13 protein-coding genes and 1 pseudogene are annotated in these 16,985 nt (G+C 73.9%); 6 read left to right on the top strand and 8 right to left on the bottom strand.

Annotation, left to right across the window (positions count from 1 at the left end; all coding sequences use genetic code 11):
* Positions 1-87 precede the first annotated feature (87 nt).
* Complete coding sequence (locus tag ACFF45_RS05045) at positions 88-1,095, bottom strand: RNA polymerase sigma-70 factor (RefSeq protein WP_381342393.1); 1,008 nt, start codon at positions 1,093-1,095, stop codon at positions 88-90.
* Positions 1,096-1,246: 151 nt separating this feature from the next.
* On the opposite strand from ACFF45_RS05045, the gene ACFF45_RS05040 reads away from it, so the two are divergent.
* The 3 genes from ACFF45_RS05040 (at position 1,247) to ACFF45_RS05030 (ending at position 3,550) form a co-directional block, all read left to right on the top strand.
* Positions 1,247-1,795, top strand: coding sequence for a nuclear transport factor 2 family protein (locus tag ACFF45_RS05040; RefSeq protein ID WP_381342390.1), 549 nt, complete (start codon positions 1,247-1,249; stop codon positions 1,793-1,795).
* A gap of 171 nt (positions 1,796-1,966) precedes the next feature.
* Positions 1,967-2,566 (top strand): dihydrofolate reductase family protein, encoded by a 600-nt coding sequence (locus ACFF45_RS05035; protein WP_381342387.1) that lies wholly within the window; start codon positions 1,967-1,969, stop codon positions 2,564-2,566.
* A gap of 183 nt (positions 2,567-2,749) precedes the next feature.
* Positions 2,750-3,550 (top strand): sugar phosphate isomerase/epimerase family protein, encoded by an 801-nt coding sequence (locus ACFF45_RS05030; RefSeq protein WP_381342469.1) that lies wholly within the window; start codon positions 2,750-2,752, stop codon positions 3,548-3,550.
* A gap of 25 nt (positions 3,551-3,575) precedes the next feature.
* Here ACFF45_RS05030 and aroA read toward each other — a convergent pair whose 3' ends face one another.
* From aroA to ACFF45_RS05015, 3 genes and pseudogenes are all read right to left on the bottom strand, one after another.
* Positions 3,576-4,811, bottom strand: coding sequence for a 3-phosphoshikimate 1-carboxyvinyltransferase (gene aroA, locus ACFF45_RS05025; RefSeq protein WP_381342384.1), 1,236 nt, complete (start codon positions 4,809-4,811; stop codon positions 3,576-3,578).
* Positions 4,812-4,815: 4 nt separating this feature from the next.
* A pseudogene (locus ACFF45_RS05020) lies at positions 4,816-5,192 on the bottom strand (EamA family transporter); the annotation flags it as partial.
* A gap of 12 nt (positions 5,193-5,204) precedes the next feature.
* Positions 5,205-6,248 (bottom strand): hypothetical protein, encoded by a 1,044-nt coding sequence (locus ACFF45_RS05015; protein WP_381342381.1) that lies wholly within the window; start codon positions 6,246-6,248, stop codon positions 5,205-5,207.
* A 223-nt stretch (positions 6,249-6,471) separates the two neighbouring features.
* Here ACFF45_RS05015 and ACFF45_RS05010 point away from each other — a divergent pair, with 223 nt between their 5' ends.
* A complete protein-coding gene (locus tag ACFF45_RS05010; protein ID WP_381342379.1) occupies positions 6,472-6,777 on the top strand; it encodes a hypothetical protein in 306 nt (101 codons plus the stop codon).
* Positions 6,778-7,121: 344 nt separating this feature from the next.
* Positions 7,122-8,957, top strand: coding sequence for a glycoside hydrolase family 3 protein (locus tag ACFF45_RS05005; RefSeq protein WP_381342376.1), 1,836 nt, complete (start codon positions 7,122-7,124; stop codon positions 8,955-8,957).
* Positions 8,958-9,077: 120 nt separating this feature from the next.
* Here ACFF45_RS05005 and ACFF45_RS05000 read toward each other — a convergent pair whose 3' ends face one another.
* The 4 genes from ACFF45_RS05000 to ACFF45_RS04985 all read right to left on the bottom strand — a co-directional run bounded on the left by ACFF45_RS05000 (position 9,078) and on the right by ACFF45_RS04985 (position 15,969).
* Positions 9,078-10,496 carry a S28 family serine protease gene (locus ACFF45_RS05000; RefSeq protein ID WP_381342373.1) on the bottom strand — a complete coding sequence of 473 codons (1,419 nt, stop codon included), beginning with the start codon at positions 10,494-10,496 and terminating at the stop codon, positions 9,078-9,080.
* Positions 10,497-10,606: 110 nt separating this feature from the next.
* On the bottom strand, positions 10,607-10,951 hold the full coding sequence (locus ACFF45_RS04995; protein ID WP_381342370.1) for a hypothetical protein: 345 nt from the start codon (positions 10,949-10,951) through the stop codon (positions 10,607-10,609).
* Positions 10,952-11,091: 140 nt separating this feature from the next.
* Complete coding sequence (locus ACFF45_RS04990) at positions 11,092-14,811, bottom strand: ABC transporter ATP-binding protein (protein WP_381342367.1); 3,720 nt, start codon at positions 14,809-14,811, stop codon at positions 11,092-11,094.
* A gap of 117 nt (positions 14,812-14,928) precedes the next feature.
* Positions 14,929-15,969: an esterase-like activity of phytase family protein gene (locus ACFF45_RS04985; RefSeq protein ID WP_381342365.1), complete on the bottom strand. Its 1,041-nt coding sequence runs from the start codon at positions 15,967-15,969 to the stop codon at positions 14,929-14,931.
* A gap of 208 nt (positions 15,970-16,177) precedes the next feature.
* Between ACFF45_RS04985 and ACFF45_RS04980 the strand changes: the two genes are divergently transcribed.
* Positions 16,178-16,984, top strand: coding sequence for an endonuclease I family protein (locus ACFF45_RS04980; protein ID WP_381342362.1), 807 nt, complete (start codon positions 16,178-16,180; stop codon positions 16,982-16,984).
* Position 16,985 lies beyond the last annotated feature (1 nt).

The following is a 16,985-nucleotide window of genomic DNA, read 5'->3' as shown; positions in this document are numbered from 1 at the left end:
CGCGGCAGCTGCCGCTCGCCCGCGACGGGATCCGCCCCTGAGCGCGGCGCGCGCCGGACCGGCTCACGGCACCTGCCACCGGGCGGGTCAGCGGTGCAGGAGCGTCTCCCGGTCCATGTGGGACAGCTTCTCGGGGTTGCGCACGGCGTACAGCCCGGTGACGAGGCCGTCGTCGAAACGCACGGTCAGGACGGTGTCGAGCTCGCCGTCGAGCCGGCAGACCAGCGCCGGCTGGCCGTTGACCTGGGCCGGCCGCAGCGAGAGGGCGCCGGCCACCCGGCTCAGCCCGCCGGCCAGCAGGCGTACCACCTTGTCGGCGCCGGCCACGGGCCGCAGGACGGCCTGCTTGATCCCGCCGCCGTCGCCCCACAGCACGACGTCCGGCGCGAGGATGTCCAGCAGGCCCTGGAGATCGCCCGTCTCGGTCGCCCGCCGGAACGCGTCGAGCGCCTCCCGGGCCCGGCCGGGGGACACCACGCCGCGGGGCCGGCGCGCCGCGACGTGCGCGCGGGCCCGGTGGGCGATCTGCCGGACCGCGGCCGGGGTCTTCTCGACGGCCTCGGCGATCTCGCCGTACTCCAGGTCGAACACCTCGCGCAGCACGAAGACCGCCCGCTCGGTGGGGTTGAGCGTCTCCAGCACCAGCAGCATCGCCGTCGAGACGCTGTCGGCCAGTTCGACGTCGTCCGCCACGTCGGGGGCGGTGAGCAGCGGCTCGGGCAGCCAGGAGCCGACGTAGGACTCCTTGCGGCGGCCCAGCGTGCGCAGCCGGGTCAGCGCCTGGCGGGTGGTGATCCGGACCAGGTACGCGCGCCGGTCGCGGACCGTGCCGAGGTCGACGCCCGCCCACCGCAGCCAGGTCTCCTGGAGGACGTCCTCGGCGTCGGCGGCCGAGCCGAGCATCTCGTAGGCCACGGTGAACAGCAGGTTGCGGTGGCTGACGAACGCCTCGGTGGCCGCGTCGGTGCGCTCCCCCTCCCCGACTCGCCCCTCCCCGACTCGCCCCTCCCCGGCCCGCCCCTCCCCGGCCCGCCCGTCCGCCGTCCAGCCGTCCGCGACCCGCCCGGCCGTGTCCTTCGTGCGTGCGCTGTCCACCGGATGCTCCTGTCTGTCCGCCCTCGGCACCTCTCACCCACCAGACGCCGGTCCCGGCCGGTCCGTGACGTCCCGCGCCGGTGGCACACGTCACACCCGCGTCCCGTCCGCCCTTGACCTCAAGCGCGCTTGACGTACGACGCTCGGCCGCATGACCGATCACCCCGCGTCCCAGGACGCCCAGATCCTCGTCCGGACCCACGTCCAGACCCTCGTCCACCGCCTCTTCCGCGCTCTCGACGCCCATGACCGCCCTGCGGGCCGGCTGCGCGGACTCGTCACCGAGGACGTCCGCATGCGGACACCCGTGGGCGCCGCCGAGGGGGCCGAGGCGGTGGAGCGGCTGTCGCAGGAGGCGGTCGGGCGGTTCGTCCGCACGCAGCACCTGGCGTCCGGACTCCTGGTCGACGTGCGGGGCGACCGGGCCGACGCCTCCTGGAACGCCCACATGACCCACGTGCACCCGGACGAGAGCCTGTTCACCGTGGGCGGGCGTTTCGACGCCGAGGTGCGGCGCACGCCGGACGGCTGGCGGTTCAGCCGGTTGGCGGTGCGGCCGGTGTGGACGCAGGGGCGGCCGCCGGAGATCGGACGGCCGCCGGAGATCGGACGGCCGCCGGAGGTCGGACGGTCCCCGGAGATCGGACGGTCCCCGGAGATCGGACGGTCCCCGGAGATCGGACGGTCGCCGGCCGGGTGACGGGTTCCGGGCGACGCTTCTCAGCCGAGGGGCGATGATTTCCGGGCGGGGCCACAGTCTTCCGCGCAGTGGCAGTGCAGTTGACCGACCGGGACCGACCCCGAACGACCCGGACCGACCGGGACCGACCGGGACCGACCCCGGAACGTCCCGGACAGCAGGAGCGACCTCATGCGCATCGTCATCAGCGAGTTCATCAGCCTCGACGGCGTCGTCCAGGCCCCCGGCGGCCCCCAGGAGGACACCGACGGCGGCTTCGCCCACGGCGGCTGGTCGCACCCCTTCTTCGACCCGGAGGTCGTCGGCGGCGCCTTCGACGCGGCGCTGGACGAGGCCGAGGCCCTGCTGTTCGGGCGGCGGACCTGGCAGACGATGGCCGGGGCGTGGCCGGAGCGGGCCGGGGACCCCTTCGCCGACCGGATGAACTCCGTCCGGAAATACGTCGTCACCGGCACCCTCGGCGAGGACGACGTCAAGGCCTGGGAGAACACCACGCGCGTCCCCGCCGCCGGCGCCGTCGCGGAGCTGCGCGGGCTGCGCGCGGCCGAGGGCGGGAACCTGCTGGTCATGGGTAGCCCGACACTGGCCCGCACGCTGCTGGCCGAGGAACTGGTGGACGAACTGCGGCTGATCGTGATGCCGGTGGTGCTGGGCGGCGGGAAGTCGATCTGGCCGGACGACGGCACGAAGACCGCTTTCGACCTGGTCTCGGCGACCGCCTCGGACACGGGTGCCCAGGTGTGCGTGTACCGGCGGGCCACCGCGCGGTAGACCGGCACGCGTTCCCGCGGGGAGCCGCGCGGTAGACCGGCACGCGTTCCCCCGGGGAGCCGCGCGGTGGCCGGGGACACGTTCCTCCGGGCGGCCGCGGGGAACATCGCAGTGACGGGAACGCCGGAGCGACATGGGAACGCCGGAGTGACGTAAGGGCGCCGCGTGTACGAAGCTGGGTACATGAAGCTGGCGTTCTCCACCCTCGGTGTCCCCGGCGTCCCCCTGCCGGACGTCCTCCGACTCGCGACCGAGCACGGCTACCACGGCGTCGAACTGCGCGCCCATCCCGAGGAGCCGGTCCACCCCGGCCTGGGAGCCGCCGAACGGGCGGACGTCGCCGCCGAGTTCAAGGCGTCCGGCGTCGAGCCGCTCGCGGTCGCCGGGTACCCGCGGGTGGCCGCGCCCGGCGCCGACGAGCCCGTCCTCGACGAACTGCGCGCCCTGCTGGACCTGGCCCGCGACGTGGGCGCCCCGTACGTGCGCGTCCTCCCCGGCGGTACGCCGGAGCAGAACCGGGAGGAGGCCGACGCGACCGCCGCCCGCCGGCTGGGCACGGCCGCCGAGTACGCCACCGAGGCGGGCGTGCGCATCCTCCTCGAAACCCATGACTCGCACCGCACCGGCGCCGACGCGATGCGGGTCCTGGGCCTGGTCGGCCACCGCCGGGTCGGCGCCCTGTGGGACGTGATGCACACCTGGCTGGGCGGCGAACAGCCCTCGGAGACGTACGCCGCCCTCTCCCCGCACCTGGGCTACGTCCGGGTCAAGGACATCGCCTCCGCCGACGACACCGCCCCGCTCCCGCTGGGCGCGGGCGTCCTGCCGCTCGCCGAGACGGTGGAACTCCTCTCCCGGCACGGCTGGGACGGCTGGCTGTGCTGGGAGTACGAGAAGCGCTGGTACGAGGGCGCGGCCCCGCTGCCCGACCTGCTGGGCGCGGGCCGCGAGCACCTGGCCCGCCTGCTCAACGACTCGGCCTGACCCCGGCTGCCCGGCCGGCCGGGGTTCAGCGAGGCAGCCGGCCGCGCAGCTCCGCGAACGCCTCGTGGAAGCCGGGGAAGGTCTTGCGTACGCAGCCCGGGTCGTCGTACGTGATCCCCGGCACCCGCAGGCCGGTCACCGCGAAGGACATCACCACACGGTGGTCGCCGTACGTCTTGACGTCGGTGCCCACGGGCCGGCCCGGGCGGATCTCGATCCAGTCGGGGCCGGTGGAGACCGCCACGCCCAGCCGCCGCAGGTTCTCCGCGCACGCCTCCAGGCGGTCGCACTCCTTCACGCGCGTGTTGGCCACGTCCTCGATGCGGACCGGGCCGGAGGCGAAGGGGGCGAGCGCGGCGAGGGTCGGCATGGTGTCCGAGATGTCCCGCATGTTCACCGTGATGCCGTCCAGGCGCCCCGTGCCCCGGACGGTCGTACGGTCCGCGGCGACCTCCGCCCGCGCACCCATCCGGCGCAGTACGTCCACGAAGGCCAGGTCGCCCTGGAGCGCGCCCTTCCCGAGGCCGGGCACCGTCACCTCGCCGCCGGTCAGCGCGGCGGCCGCGAAGAAGTAGCCGGCGGTGGAGGCGTCCGGTTCGATCGCGTACGTCGTGGCGCGGTAGCCGCCGGGCGGGACGACGAAGACGTCGCCGTCCCGGCGCACCTCGACGCCGAACGCCCGCATCATCGCGATCGTGATCTCGACGTACGGCGCGGACACCAGGTCGGTGACCGTGACGCGCAGGCCGCGCCGGGTGAGCGGGCCCAGCAGGAGCAGCGCCGTGAGGTACTGGGAGGACTGCCCGGCGTCCAGCGTCACCGCGCCGCCCTCGACGCCCGCCGCCCGCACCGTCAGCGGGTGGTGGCCCTCGGCCGCCTCGTGGCGCAGGTCGACGCCGAGGTCGCGCAGGGCGCGGGTGAGGGGCAGCAGGGGGCGGCGGCGCATCTGCGCGGAGGCGTCGAAGCGGTAGGTGCCGTGGCCGGTGGCGGCCAGCGCGGGCAGGAAGCGGGCCGTCGTCGCGCCGTCGCGGCAGTGGACGTCGGCCTCGGTGACCGCGGGGCCCTGCGGGCGGCCGTCGACCTGCCAGGTGCCGGGGGTGCGGCCGACCCGGTAGCCGAGCCGGGTGAGGCCTTCGGCGAAGCCCTCGGTGTCGTCCGACCGGAGCGGCCGGAGCAGGGTGGTGACCCCGTCGGCCGCCGCCGCGAGGAAGAGGGCGCGGGCGGTGAGGGACTTGGAACCGGGGATGTCGACTACGGGCATGCCCTCATGATCGGCCCACGCCCAGGCGGCGTGCCGGTGCGTCCACGGGATGGACCGCCGAAGTTCGCCGGGCCGTGACCGAGGTGAGGGCCGCGCCGCCGGCCGGCAGCACCGCCGCGCACCGGCGCGGCGGCGTCCTCGACTCGCCCGGGAACACCGCCGCCGACGTCATGCCGAAGACGGGCACCAGCAACGAGAAGGACGCGACGGTGGAGGCCGGGTGGCGGCACAGCAGCAGGCCCCGGGCACGGAAGCCGGACACGGTGGCGGCCCAGGCCACGCGGACGCCGGCGCCGGCGCCCTGCCAGCCGAGGGCGCGCAGGGCGTCGTAGTCCCGGGCGGGATTCTCCAGCAGGAGAAGACGGCGAGCAGGGGGAGGACTTCTTCAAGGGCTCACTGGATCAGTTCGATGTGGGGGTGCGACGGGTCCACCGGGCAGACGTGGAGTTGGAGGTTGTAGCCGCCGACGATGTCGATCAGGGTGAAGTTGCCGTCCTGGGCGCCCAGGGGAGGCGGGGACGGGTTCGTCGGTTCCTCCTCGGCGATCCAGGTCCCGCTGCCGCCGTCCCATTCCAAGGAGGCGATGGTGAGGAGCGGGACCTGCTCGGTGCCGCACTCGGGGCAGGGGCGGGGCTTGGGGTCGGTGAGGCTCCAGCGGGTCCAGCCGCCGGTCTTCCAGCCGGGGGCGGTGGAGAGGTTGTTCAGGTAGAGCTCGCCCGGGTCGTCCGCGTACGTGTTGTACCGCGCGGGGTCGATCGTCTCCCAGCGGCTCAGGTCGTCCAGCTGGTTCTGCAGCTCCTTGTCCAGGTCCAAGGGGTTGGGGTACTCGGTGACCTGCTCCGGTGAGAGCAGGCACGGCTCCGGGAGGTAGCAGTCCCGCTGGACGATGGGCGGCTCGGGCGGTGCGTCGAGAACGTCGGTGACGGTGGCGGAGGAGCGCCAGAAGAGGGCGGTCCAGGGGTGGGCCATCTCGTGGTCGAAGGGGCACCAGAGGACCTGGAGGAGGTCCGCGTCGGGCGGGCGCGGGAAGGGGATCTCGCGAGCGTAGAGCTGGGCGACGGGGAGGAGGGGGATCGGGCCGTCGAACCACAGGCGGTTCGCGAGCCGCTCCCAGGCCGCCCGTTCCTCGGGAGTCCACTGGGGTGCCTCGGGGTCGAGGCGCCGCCGCTCGGCTGCTGCGGCACGGTCGTGGCGGAGGAGCCGGACGTCGTCCGGGGAGTGGACCACCGGCGCCGCGCGGCTGTCGTGCGGCCCGTCGCAGTACGGCCACGGCTCGTCGGCGGGCCACAGGAGCGGGCCACCGACGGAGCTGTCGTGCACGGTCGGCGACCCGGGGCGCGGGTGCAGCCGGGTCGCCGTGCGCGCCAGCGGGGCCAGCCGAGGGAAGAGCGCGGTGATGTCGAACGGCCGCCGCGGAGTGGTGAATATGGCGTTCATAGCGGTGATGCTGCCAGCAGCCGCTGACACTGGGCGTACCGATCCACGTCAGCTGGGGACTTTCGTTCGGATCACCGTCAGACTCCTGCTGGAGTACCCGATGTGATCGAGTGCTCGGGCCGGCGGATGCGGCGCGGGTGGCCGTCCGGGTGTCGGTGTTCGGCTGATCCCGGGCGGTGTGGTGGGGGTACCGTCGGAGTGTCGCCGTAGAACGGAGTTCGCCGTGCCGCAGAGCATCGACTTCGAGCCGCTGCTGCGGCTGCTGTTGCCCGCGCCGGGCCGCCGTCGCAGCCCCGGTCAACCATCCGCCGGCCGCTGTGTGGAAGCGCCGATCGCGTGTCCGTCCCGAGCATCGGTTGCCCCGGTACTGCGAGGTGAGGAGATCGGGCTGGTCCGCCCGTACCTGGTCGCGCACGAGCGCCGTGAGCGACAGCGCCGACGGGCACGGCGACGCGTGGTGCGGCCGGCCGCGCACGGCATCGACATCGATGCCCGGCTGGTCGGCGCAGCGGAGGTACGGGCATGGTGAGCCCCGCGGGCCAGCTGCGCCTGCTGCCCTGAGCGGGGCCGGAGGGCAAGCCGTGCTGTCTCGCGGGTGAGGGAACCGGATACCTGTCCCGGCTCGCGGACGACATGGAGTCCGCCCAGATCGGTCTGGCCGGTGACCTCATGAGGCGGTCCGACGGCGACACCACCGGGACGACCGCCGAGTGGCCGGACGGGCCCCGCGACGCGCGGGTCCGCGGCCCTCCCTGCGCCGATGGCGGCCCGTCCCCCGCCCCCGTTGTGCGTCCCCTTGACCGGCAGAAACTTCCCGGATATTGGTGGCTCTCTGGAAGTTTCCTTCAGCGATCTCCTCCGGAAGGAGCGCCCGTGCACCACGCCGGCACGCCGAGCCCGGGAAACACCGCCACCACCCCCACGCGGCGCACGGTCCTCGCCGCCACCGCGGGCGTCACCGCAGCCCTGACGATAGGACAGACCGGCGCGCACGCCACCGCCGACGACGCGCGGCTGCGCGGGATCGTCTCCCGGATGTCCCTGGAGGAGAAGGTCGGCCAGCTCTTCGTCTCCCGGGTCTACGGCCACTCCGCCACCGCTCCCGACCAGGCGGACATCGACACCAACCTCCGGGAACTCGGCGTGCGCACGGCCGCCGAGCTCCTCGCCCGCTACCGCCTCGGCGGCGTCATCTACTTCACCTGGGCCCGCAACACCCGCACCCCGCACCAGATCGCGGAACTGTCGAACGGCATCCAGCAGGCCTCCCTCGACCTCCCGCGCGGGCTGCCCGTGCTGATCTCCACCGACCAGGAACACGGAACAGTGGCCCGGGTGGGCAGACCCGCGACGCTCTTCCCCGGCGCGATGGCCGTCGGCGCCGGCGGGTCGCGGGCCGACGCCCGCACCCTCGGCCGCGTCGCCGGCGAGGAGCTGCGCGCGCTGGGCATCCGGCAGGACTACTCCCCCGTCGCCGACGTGAACGTGAACCCGGCCAACCCGGTCATCGGCGTGCGGTCCTTCGGCGCCGACCCGGAGGCGGTCGCCGGGCTGGTCGCGGCGGAGGCCGCCGGCTACCAGGGCGCGGGCGTCGCCGCGACCGCCAAGCACTTCCCCGGGCACGGCGACACCGAGGTCGACAGCCACTACGGCTTCCCGGTCATCGAACACACCCGGGAGCAGTGGGAGACGATCGACGCGCCGCCGTTCCGGGCGGCGATCCGGGCCGGCGTCGACTCGGTCATGACCGCGCACATCATGGTCCCGGCACTGGACCCGTCCGGCGACCCGGCCACCCTCTCCCGCCCGATCCTCACCGGCATCCTCCGCGAGGAGCTGGGCTACGACGGCGTCGTGGTCACCGACTCCCTGGGCATGGAGGGCGTCCGCACCAAGTACGGCGACGACCGGGTCCCGGTGCTGGCCCTGCGGGCGGGCGTGGACCAGCTCCTCAACCCGCCCAGGCTGGACGTCGCCTGGAACGCGGTCCTGGCGGCCGTGCGGGACGGCGAGCTCACCGAGGAGCGGCTCGACACCTCGGTCCTTCGGGTGCTGCGGCTCAAGGCGCGGCTGGGGCTGTTCGAGGACCCGTACGTCAGCGCGCGGGGCGTCGACCGGGCGGTCGGCACCGGGCCGCACCTGGCGGCCGCCGACCGGATCGCCGAACGGACGACGACCCTGCTGGTCAACGAGGGCGGACTGCTGCCGCTGTCCGCGCGCGAGCACCCCCGGCTGCTGGTGGCCGGCGCCGACCCGGCCTCGCCGTCCGGCACGACGGGCCCGCCCACCGGCGTCCTCGCGGCCGCGCTGGGCGAACTCGGCTTCACCGCGACCGCGCTGTCCACCGGTACGGCACCCTCCGCGGCGACCGTCGAACGGGCCGTCGCGGCGGCCCGGGACGCGGACGCGGTGGTCGTGGCGACGTACAACGTCACGGCGGCCGACTCGCAGCGCACGCTGGTCGAGCGGTTGCTGGCGACCGGGACACCGGTGGTCGCGGTGGCCGTCCGCAACCCGTACGACGTGGCCCAGCTGCCGGGCGTGCGGGGCTATCTGGCGTCCTACTCCTGGACCGACGTGGAGCTGCGGGCGGCGGCCCGGGTCATCGCCGGGACGGTGGCACCGCGCGGGAAGCTGCCGGTGCCGGTGCAGCGGGCGGACGACCCGGCGCGGGTGCTGTATCCGGTCGGGCACGGGCTGACGTACTAGGGGGTGCGTCGGTCGGGCCGGATCGGACGCCGCGGGCCCGGCATGATCGGCGGAACACCCCCCGGGCCGCACCGGGCCGCACCCGCCCGCCGCAGCCGGCGGGCGGGCGCGGCCCCGGCGTCACGGACGCGGGGTCCGCTCCGCGCCCCGCTTGTCGAGCCGGGCGTCGTACCGGGCCAGCGGCTCGGCCGTGGCCGGGTCGGCCGTGACCGCGGCGGGCGCGACGCCCGCCCAGGTCAGGATCCTGGCCGTGGCCAGGGCCCGCTGCCGCTCCGGGAGACCGGCGACGCTGGCGCCGTGGTTGGCGCCCGGCGCGGTGAGGACGTACGCGTCCCGCGCGCCCTTGCCGAGCCGGAACGGTTCCGCGCCCCACGGGTCGTTCTCGCCGTAGACGAAGAGCATGTGGCGGGCGTGGTGGCGGACCCAGCGGTCGACGTCCTCCATCGCGGACGGCTGGAACGTCATCGGGATCGACCGCGGCACGAAGAAGCGCGGCGGCAGGTAGCCGTGGCGGACGTACTCCCTCTCGATGTGCGGGAAGCCGATGGTCGGCGCGCCCAGCTGGGTGCCCGCCTGGTAGTAGTACGGCGTGTACGGCTCCAGGCCCTGGTCGGTGTAGAAGGAGAATCCGGCGATCGTGTCGACCGAGTCCCAGATCTCCTCGTCGGTGGCGTTCGCGGCGTCCGCCGGGACGGTGTCGCAGTCGGACAGCAGGCTGTACTGCCAGAAGCCCCAGACGTAGTCGAGGACGGTCGCCTCGTAGGCCTTGTCGAGGCTGCCGACGGTGTCGAACGTGTAGCCGTGCTCGGCCGCGTAGGCCCGGTAGCGCTCCTCCAGCGGCTCCCGGCGCACCAGCGCCTCGCGCTGCACGCCGTTCAGCCGGTCGCGGCACTCCTGGGTGCCGACGGTGGCGAAGAAGCGGTCGTACGCCGAGTCCTCGTCGTTCACCACGTCGTTGGGGGCGACGTAGGCGACGACGCCGTCCATGTCACGGGGGTGGAAGCGCTCGTAGTAGGTGGCGGTCATGCCGCCCTTGGAGCCGCCGGTGGAGATCCAGTTCTTGGTGTAGAGGGGCTTCAGCGCCGTGAAGACGCGGTGCTGGTCGCCGGCGGCCTGCCAGATGTCCAGCTTGGTCCAGTCGGCCGGGCTGGGCCGGGACGGCGTGAAGAAGCGGTACTCCATGGAGACCTGGTTGCCGTCCACGATCTGGGTCGGCTCCCGGCGGCTGGGGTTGGTGGACACGTGGTAGCCACCGGTGTAGAAGACCGTCGGGCGCGAGACGTCCTTGTGCAGCACCGTGATCCGCTGCTGGAACGTGCCCCGGGAGGGCTCGCGGTGGTCGACCGGCTGTGTGTAGGTGAGGACGAAGAAGCGGTAGCCGGGGTACGGCTTCTCCTCGACCAGGCTCATGCCGGGTACGGAGAGCAGCCGGTCCCTGATGTCGGTGGCCTCCGGCTGGGCCGCGGTGGCCGCCCCCGCCGTGCTGAGCGTGCCGATGAACACGGTGAGCGCGAGCAGCCATCTGAGCGCCTTGCGCATGCACCCTCCTTGTGAGAACAGATGTGCGCCGGAAGCTATCGGAGCAACACACCTGTGCACCAGGGTGGTTGACGCGTCATGAGATCAGCGTGGGGCGCGCGCCGGCGGGTTCAGCACAGGATCCGGCCGGAGCTGACCGATCCCCGCCCCACCGAGCCCTTCACCCACACGCACCGCTGCCCGGCGTGCACGGTCACCGGCCCCGCGCGGTGCGTGTACCCGCCCCGGTCGGCGACCGGCCGGTTGCCGCGTGCCTGCCCGCTGACCGACATCGCGTACCTGGGACCGGGGCGCCCGGGGAGCGTGACGGCGCACACGTGGCCGCCGCGCCGGTGGACGTGCACGGCGCCGGTGGTGAACGGCAGCGTCCCGACCTCGCGGCCGGCGCGGGTGGCGGCGGCCGCGTGCGCGTCGGCCGGCGCGGCGAGCGCCAGCAGACCGGTCGCGGTCGGCACGGCCCCGTGCCGAGCGCCCGCCGGCGCCGTGTCGCCCCCGTGTCCGCGGTCGCCCCCTGCGCAGCCCCGGAACCCCTCGGACCGACGTACGGATGCACGGATGCACGGACGCGCGGCGTGGGCCCGGCGGTCGCGCGCCGTCAGACGCCCACGGTCTCCTCGGGCTCCGGCGCCCCGACGAACGTCCGCCACAGCCGCGCGTAGCGCCCGCCGCGCGCCAGCAGCTCCTCGTGCGTGCCGTCCTCGGCGATCCGGCCGCGGTCCATGACGATCACCCGGTCGGCGCGGGCGGCCGTGGTCAGGCGGTGGGCGACGACGAGGGTGGTACGGCGCCCGGTCAGGCGGTCCGTGGCCTGGTTGACCTGCGCCTCGGTGGCCAGGTCCAGCGCGGCCGTCGCCTCGTCCAGGAGCAGGATGTCCGGGTCGACGAGTTCGGCGCGGGCCAGCGCGATCAACTGCCGCTGCCCGGCCGAGAGGTTGCGGCCGCGCTCGGCGACCTCGTGCAGGTAGCCGCCTTCCAGCGTGGCGATCATCTCGTGCGCGCCGACCGCGCGGGCCGCCGCCTCCACCTCGGCGTCGGTGGCGCCCGGCCGGCCGTAGGCGATGGCGTCGCGGACGGTGCCGGGGAAGAGGTACGCCTCCTGCGGGACGACGCCCAGGCGGTGCCGGTACGAGGTGAGGTCGAGCTCGCGCAGGTCGGCGCCGTCGACGGTGACCCGGCCGCCGGTCGGGTCGTAGAACCGCGCCACCAGCTTCACCAGGGTCGACTTGCCCGCGCCGGTCTCGCCGACGAACGCGACGGTCTGCCCGGCGGGGACGGTGAGGTCGATGCCGCTGAGCGCCGCCTCGTCGTCGCCGTAGGAGAAGCTCACGTCCTCGAAGGCGATCTGGCCGCGCAGGGAGAGCACCTCGCGGGGGGCGTCGGCGGACTTCGTCGACGTCGGCTCCCGCAGCAGCTCCTGGATCCGGCCGAGCGAGACGGACGCCTGCTGGTAGCCGTCGAAGACCTGGGAGAGCTGCTGGACGGGGGCGAAGAACAGGTCGATGTAGAGCAGGTACGCCACCAGCGCGCCCGTGGTGAGCGTGGCCGCCTCCACCCGCCCGGCGCCCGCGACGAGCACGGCCACCGCGGCGGCCGACGACAGCAACTGCACGAAGGGGAAGTACACGGAGATCAGCCACTGGCCGCGGATGCGGGCCTGCCGGTAGCTGTCGCTGCGCTGCGCGAAGTTCCGCGCGCCGTCCCGCTCGCGCCGGAACGCCTGCACGATCCGCAGCCCGGAGACGGTCTCCTGGAGGTCGGCGTTGACCCCGGACACCCGCTCGCGGGCGAGTTCGTACGCCTTCACGCTGGCCCGGCGGAAGAAGAAGGTGGCGACGATCAGCGGCGGCAGCGTCGCGAACACCACCAGCGCCAGCTCCACGTCGAGCACCAGCAGCGCCACCATGATCCCGAAGAAGGTGACGACCGAGACGAACGCGGTGACCAGCCCGGTCTGCAGGAACGTCGACAGCGCGTCCACGTCCGTGGTCATCCGGGTCATGATCCGGCCGGTCAGCTCCCGCTCGTAGTAGTCGAGGCCGAGCCGCTGGAGCTGGGCGAAGATCTTCAGACGCAGGGAGTAGAGGACCCGCTCGCCGGTCCGGCCCGTCATCCGGGTCTCGCCGATCTGCGCCGCCCATTGCGCGAGCACGGCGGCCAGGGCCAGCAAGGAGGCCACCCAGACCGCGCCGAGGGCCAGCTCGGAGACACCGCTGTCGATGCCGTGCCGGATCAGGACGGGCAGCAGGAGGCCCATCCCGGCGTCCGCCGCGACCAGGGCGAGGCTGACCAGGAGGGGCAGGCCGAAGCCCTGGAGGAGCCGGCGCAGGTTGTACGCCACCTCCGGGCGCACCGCCCGCGCCTCGTCGACGTCCGGGCGGTCGGTCGCCGGGGGCAGGGCGTCCACCTGGGCCAGCAGCTCGGGGGTGGCCGGGGTGCCGGACAGGGCGGTGTCCTTCGGCTCGCGGTCGCCGGTCCACAGGCGCGGCGTGACACCGCGCTCGGCGTCGAACTCGGCGTCCAGCTCCGCGCGGACGGAGGTGTCCTCCTCCTCGGCCGGGGCGGCCGGCGGGGCGTGGCCCGGGGAGACGCCGCCCAGCTCGTCCGGGTCGGTGAGCAGCCGTCGGTAGAGGGCCGAGCGCTTCTGGAGCTCGTCGTGGGTGCCGAGGTCGGCGAGCCGGCCGCCGTCGAGGACGGCGATGCGGTCGGCGAGGTTCAGGGTGGAGCGGCGGTGCGCGATGAGGAGGGTGGTGCGGCCCTCCATGACCTGTTTCAGCGCCTGGTGGATCTCGTGCTCCACGCGGGCGTCCACGGCGGAGGTGGCGTCGTCCAGGACCAGCAGCCGCGGGTCGGTGAGGATCGCGCGGGCGAGCGCGACGCGCTGGCGCTGGCCCCCGGAGAGGGTCAGACCGTGCTCGCCGACGACGGTGTCGTAGCCGTCGGGCAGCTCGCTGATGAAGCCGTGCGCCTGGGCGGCGCGGGCGGCGGCCTGGATCTCGTCGTCGCCGGCGTCGGGGCGGCCGTAGGCGATGTTGGCGCGGACGGTGTCGGAGAAGAGGAAGGAGTCCTCGGGGACCAGGCCGATCGCGGCGCGCAGTGAGTCGAGGGTCAGTTCGCGCACGTCGTGGCCGCCGACCAGCACGGCACCGCGGGTGACGTCGTAGAAGCGCGGCAGGAGCAGGGAGACGGTGGACTTGCCGGAACCGGAGGAGCCGACGACGGCCAGGGTCTCGCCGGGGCGGATCTCGAAGGAGAGGCCGTCGAGGACGGGCCGGTCGGGGTCGTAGCCGAAGGAGACGCCGTCGAACTCGACGGTCGCGGGCGCGTCGGCGGGCAGTTCCCGGGGGCCGTCGGTGAGGGTCGGCTCGGTGTCGATCAGCTCCAGGACGCGTTCGGTGCCGGCGCGGGCCTGCTGGCCGACGGTGAGGACCATGGCGAGCATCCGGACCGGGCCGACGAGCTGGGCGAGGTAGGTGGAGAAGGCGACGAAGGTGCCGAGGGTGACGTTGCCGCGCACGGCGAGCCAGCCGCCGAGGGCGAGCATGGCGACCTGCCCGAGTGCGGGCACGGCCTGGAGCGCCGGGGTGTACGTGCTGTTCAGCCGGATGGTGCGCAGCCGTCCCGCGAAGAGCCGGCGGCCGACCTCCTTGAGCTTCCCGGTCTCCTGCTCCTCCTGCCCGAACCCCTTCACCACGCGTACGCCGCTCACCGCGCCGTCGACCACACCCGCGACGGCGGCGGCCTGGGCCTGGGCGTACCAGGTGGCGGGGTGCAGTCTGGCGCGGCTGCGGCGGGCGATCCACCACACCGCGGGCGCCACGGCGAGCGCGACCAGGGTGAGCGGGACGGACAGCCACGCCATGATCACCAGGGAGATCAGGAAGAGCAGGAGGTTCCCGATGGTCATCGGGAGCATGAAGAGCAGGCCCTGGATCAGCTGGAGGTCGCTGGTGGCCCGGCCGACGACCTGCCCGGTGGACAGCTCGTCCTGGCGCCGCCCGTCGAGCCGGGTGATCGTGTCGTACATCTCGGTCCGCAGGTCGTGCTGGACGTCGAGGGCGAGGCGGCCGCCGTAGTAGCGGCGGACGTAGGTGAGGACGTAGACGAGCACCGCGGCGCCGACGAGGGCGCCGGCCCAGGGGGCCATGCCGCGGGTCTCGGCGCCGATGACGTCGTCGATGATCACCTTGGTGACCAACGGGACGACGGCGAGCACGGCCATGCCGCCGAGGGAGGAGCCGAGAGCGAGGACGACGTCCTGCGGGTGGCGCCAGGCGTAGCCCCACAGCCGTCGTGCCCATCCCCGTTGCGTGCTCACGCGGGTGCCCTCCGTGTTCCCCTCAGGTCCGGATGACCTGATCTACCGGAAGGCACCAACGCGGGCGCCGGCGGATTTCATCCCTCCGCAACACTGCGGGGCGCGTGACGGGGTGCGTCAGAGGCGTACACGGAGGAAGTAGAAGCGGGTCGTCTGGGCGGCGTTCTGGTTGTCGTCGCTGGCGAGCAGGACGTGCAGGCGGCCGTCGGAGCGGCCGGTGACCGTCATCGCCTCGATGTTGTCGAGCAGCGGGTTGGGCTGCGGCTGCCCGGCGGTGGCGCCGAGGTCGGGGCAGTCGGCGAGGTCGGCGAGCAGGGTCTTGCGGACCGGCCGTACGCCGTCCTGGCCGGTGAGGTGGGCGATGCCGCTCGTGTCCGTGGCGTGACGCGGTTCGGCGAGGTGGAGGCGGACCGTGTTGCCGGCCCCGGCGGTGAAGCCGCGTTCCAGGACGAGCAGGCGGCCGTCGGGGGTGGCGGTGACCTCGGAGACGCCGAGACCGGGGTCGGTGCGGTAGGCGTACTGGGCGCCGAGCCGGAAGCCGTCCGCGCCGTGCCGCCGCCAGGTCTGGAGGCGGACCGTGCCGGCGGAGTCGCCGGACAGGGCGTACTCCATGGCGGCGATCAGGGTGCGGCCGCCGGGGAGGAGGGTGAGGCCCTCGAAGGTGCCGTTGGCGGCCGCACGGCCGGCCGGCGCGACCCGCAGCGCGTCCGGTACGGGGAGGCGGTCGAGGATCCGGCCGTCGCGGGAGTAGCGGCGTATCGAGGGCTCGGTCTCGGAGGAGACGAGATAGGTGCCGTCCCGGTCCACGACCAGGCCCTCGGAGTCCAGGGCCGCGCCGCTCTCGTCGGCGAGCGGGCGCACGGCGCGCGGCTGGAGCGTCCGGCCGTCGAGCGAGAACAGGGCCGACCGGTCGGAGAGCGCCGCGAGCGAGCCGTCGCGGTCGACGGCGAGCGCGGAGAGGTTGCCGACGAAGGTGTCCTGGTACGTCGTCTTGTCGAGCGCGTCGGAGAAGCGCTCGATGCCGACGGAGGGCGAACAGGCGTGGCCCGGCCCGGAGCCGTTCCCGGCCTGGGCGGGTCCGGCGGCGGTGAGGCAGGCGGCCGCCGCCAGGCCGGCGGTGACGGAGGCGAGTACGGTGCGTACGGTTCTGGGGCGCATGGGCGTCACCGTAGGGCGGGCCGGTGACGCAGGGGCGGCGTTCTCGTGAAGCGTCGGGCGCCTGGCGTGCCGGGCCGCGGGGGCGGCTGGGGGCCGTTCCCGCCGGTACCGACACGTGCCGGACACGCCCCGTTCACGCCACTGAGCGCATGTGCATGTCACCCTCCCGGATGTCCCGCTCGTTCAATCCGCGTAGAACGGACACTCCATGCCCGCGACGCAGATACGCCGCCGCTGGAAGACCGTGGCGCTCGCCACCTCCGCCGTGCTGGCCGGCCTCACCGCACCGACGCTGACCGCGACCCCGGCGGCGGCCACGACGACCGCGTACGACACGACGTACTACAGGAACGCGATCGGCAGGACGGGTACCGGCCTCAAGTCCTCCCTGCACACGATCGTCAGCAGCCAGAACAAGCTCTCCTACTCCGCCGTCTGGGAGGCGCTGAAGGTCACCGACCAGGACCCGAACAACAGCAACAACGTGATCCTGCTGTACTCGGGCATCTCCCGCGCCAAGTCCCTCAACGGCGGCAACACGGGCAACTGGAACCGCGAGCACGTCTGGGCCCAGTCGCACGGCGACTTCGGCACGTCCGCGGGTCCGGGCACCGACCTGCACCACCTGCGCCCGGAGGACGTCCAGGTCAACTCCATCCGCGGCAACAAGGACTTCGACCACGGCGGCAGCCCCTTCACCAACTCCGGCGGCAGCCTGACCGACTCGAACTCCTTCGAGCCGCGCGACGCCGTCAAGGGTGACGTGGCCCGGATGGTCCTCTACATGGCCGTGCGTTACGAGGGCGACGACAGCTGGCCCGACCTGGAGGCGAACGACTCCACCACCAACGGCAGCGTCCCCTACCACGGCCGCCTGTCGGTGCTGAAGCAGTGGCACGAGCAGGACCCGCCGAGCTCCTTCGAGGAGCGCCGCAACGACGTCATCTACACCTCGTACCAGCGCAACCGCAACCCGTTCATCGACCACCCGGAGTGGGTCGAGGCGATCTGGTAGA

Source organism: Streptomyces cinereospinus, from assembly GCF_042430725.1.
GTDB classification, from domain to species: domain Bacteria; phylum Actinomycetota; class Actinomycetes; order Streptomycetales; family Streptomycetaceae; genus Streptomyces; species Streptomyces cinereospinus.
Note: the sequence above shows the minus strand (reverse complement) of the source record. Positions and strands in the feature narration are given on the sequence as shown.

Coding starts and splice junctions, on each gene's coding strand:
- ACFF45_RS05040 (WP_381342390.1), top strand. CDS start 1,247: ATGACCGATCACCCCGCGTCCCAGGACGCCCAGATCCTCGTCCGGACC.
- ACFF45_RS05035 (WP_381342387.1), top strand. CDS start 1,967: ATGCGCATCGTCATCAGCGAGTTCATCAGCCTCGACGGCGTCGTCCAG.
- ACFF45_RS05030 (WP_381342469.1), top strand. CDS start 2,750: ATGAAGCTGGCGTTCTCCACCCTCGGTGTCCCCGGCGTCCCCCTGCCG.
- aroA (WP_381342384.1), bottom strand. CDS start 4,811: ATGCCCGTAGTCGACATCCCCGGTTCCAAGTCCCTCACCGCCCGCGCC.
- ACFF45_RS05015 (WP_381342381.1), bottom strand. CDS start 6,248: ATGAACGCCATATTCACCACTCCGCGGCGGCCGTTCGACATCACCGCG.
- ACFF45_RS05000 (WP_381342373.1), bottom strand. CDS start 10,496: ATGCGCAAGGCGCTCAGATGGCTGCTCGCGCTCACCGTGTTCATCGGC.
- ACFF45_RS04985 (WP_381342365.1), bottom strand. CDS start 15,969: ATGCGCCCCAGAACCGTACGCACCGTACTCGCCTCCGTCACCGCCGGC.
- ACFF45_RS04980 (WP_381342362.1), top strand. CDS start 16,178: ATGCCCGCGACGCAGATACGCCGCCGCTGGAAGACCGTGGCGCTCGCC.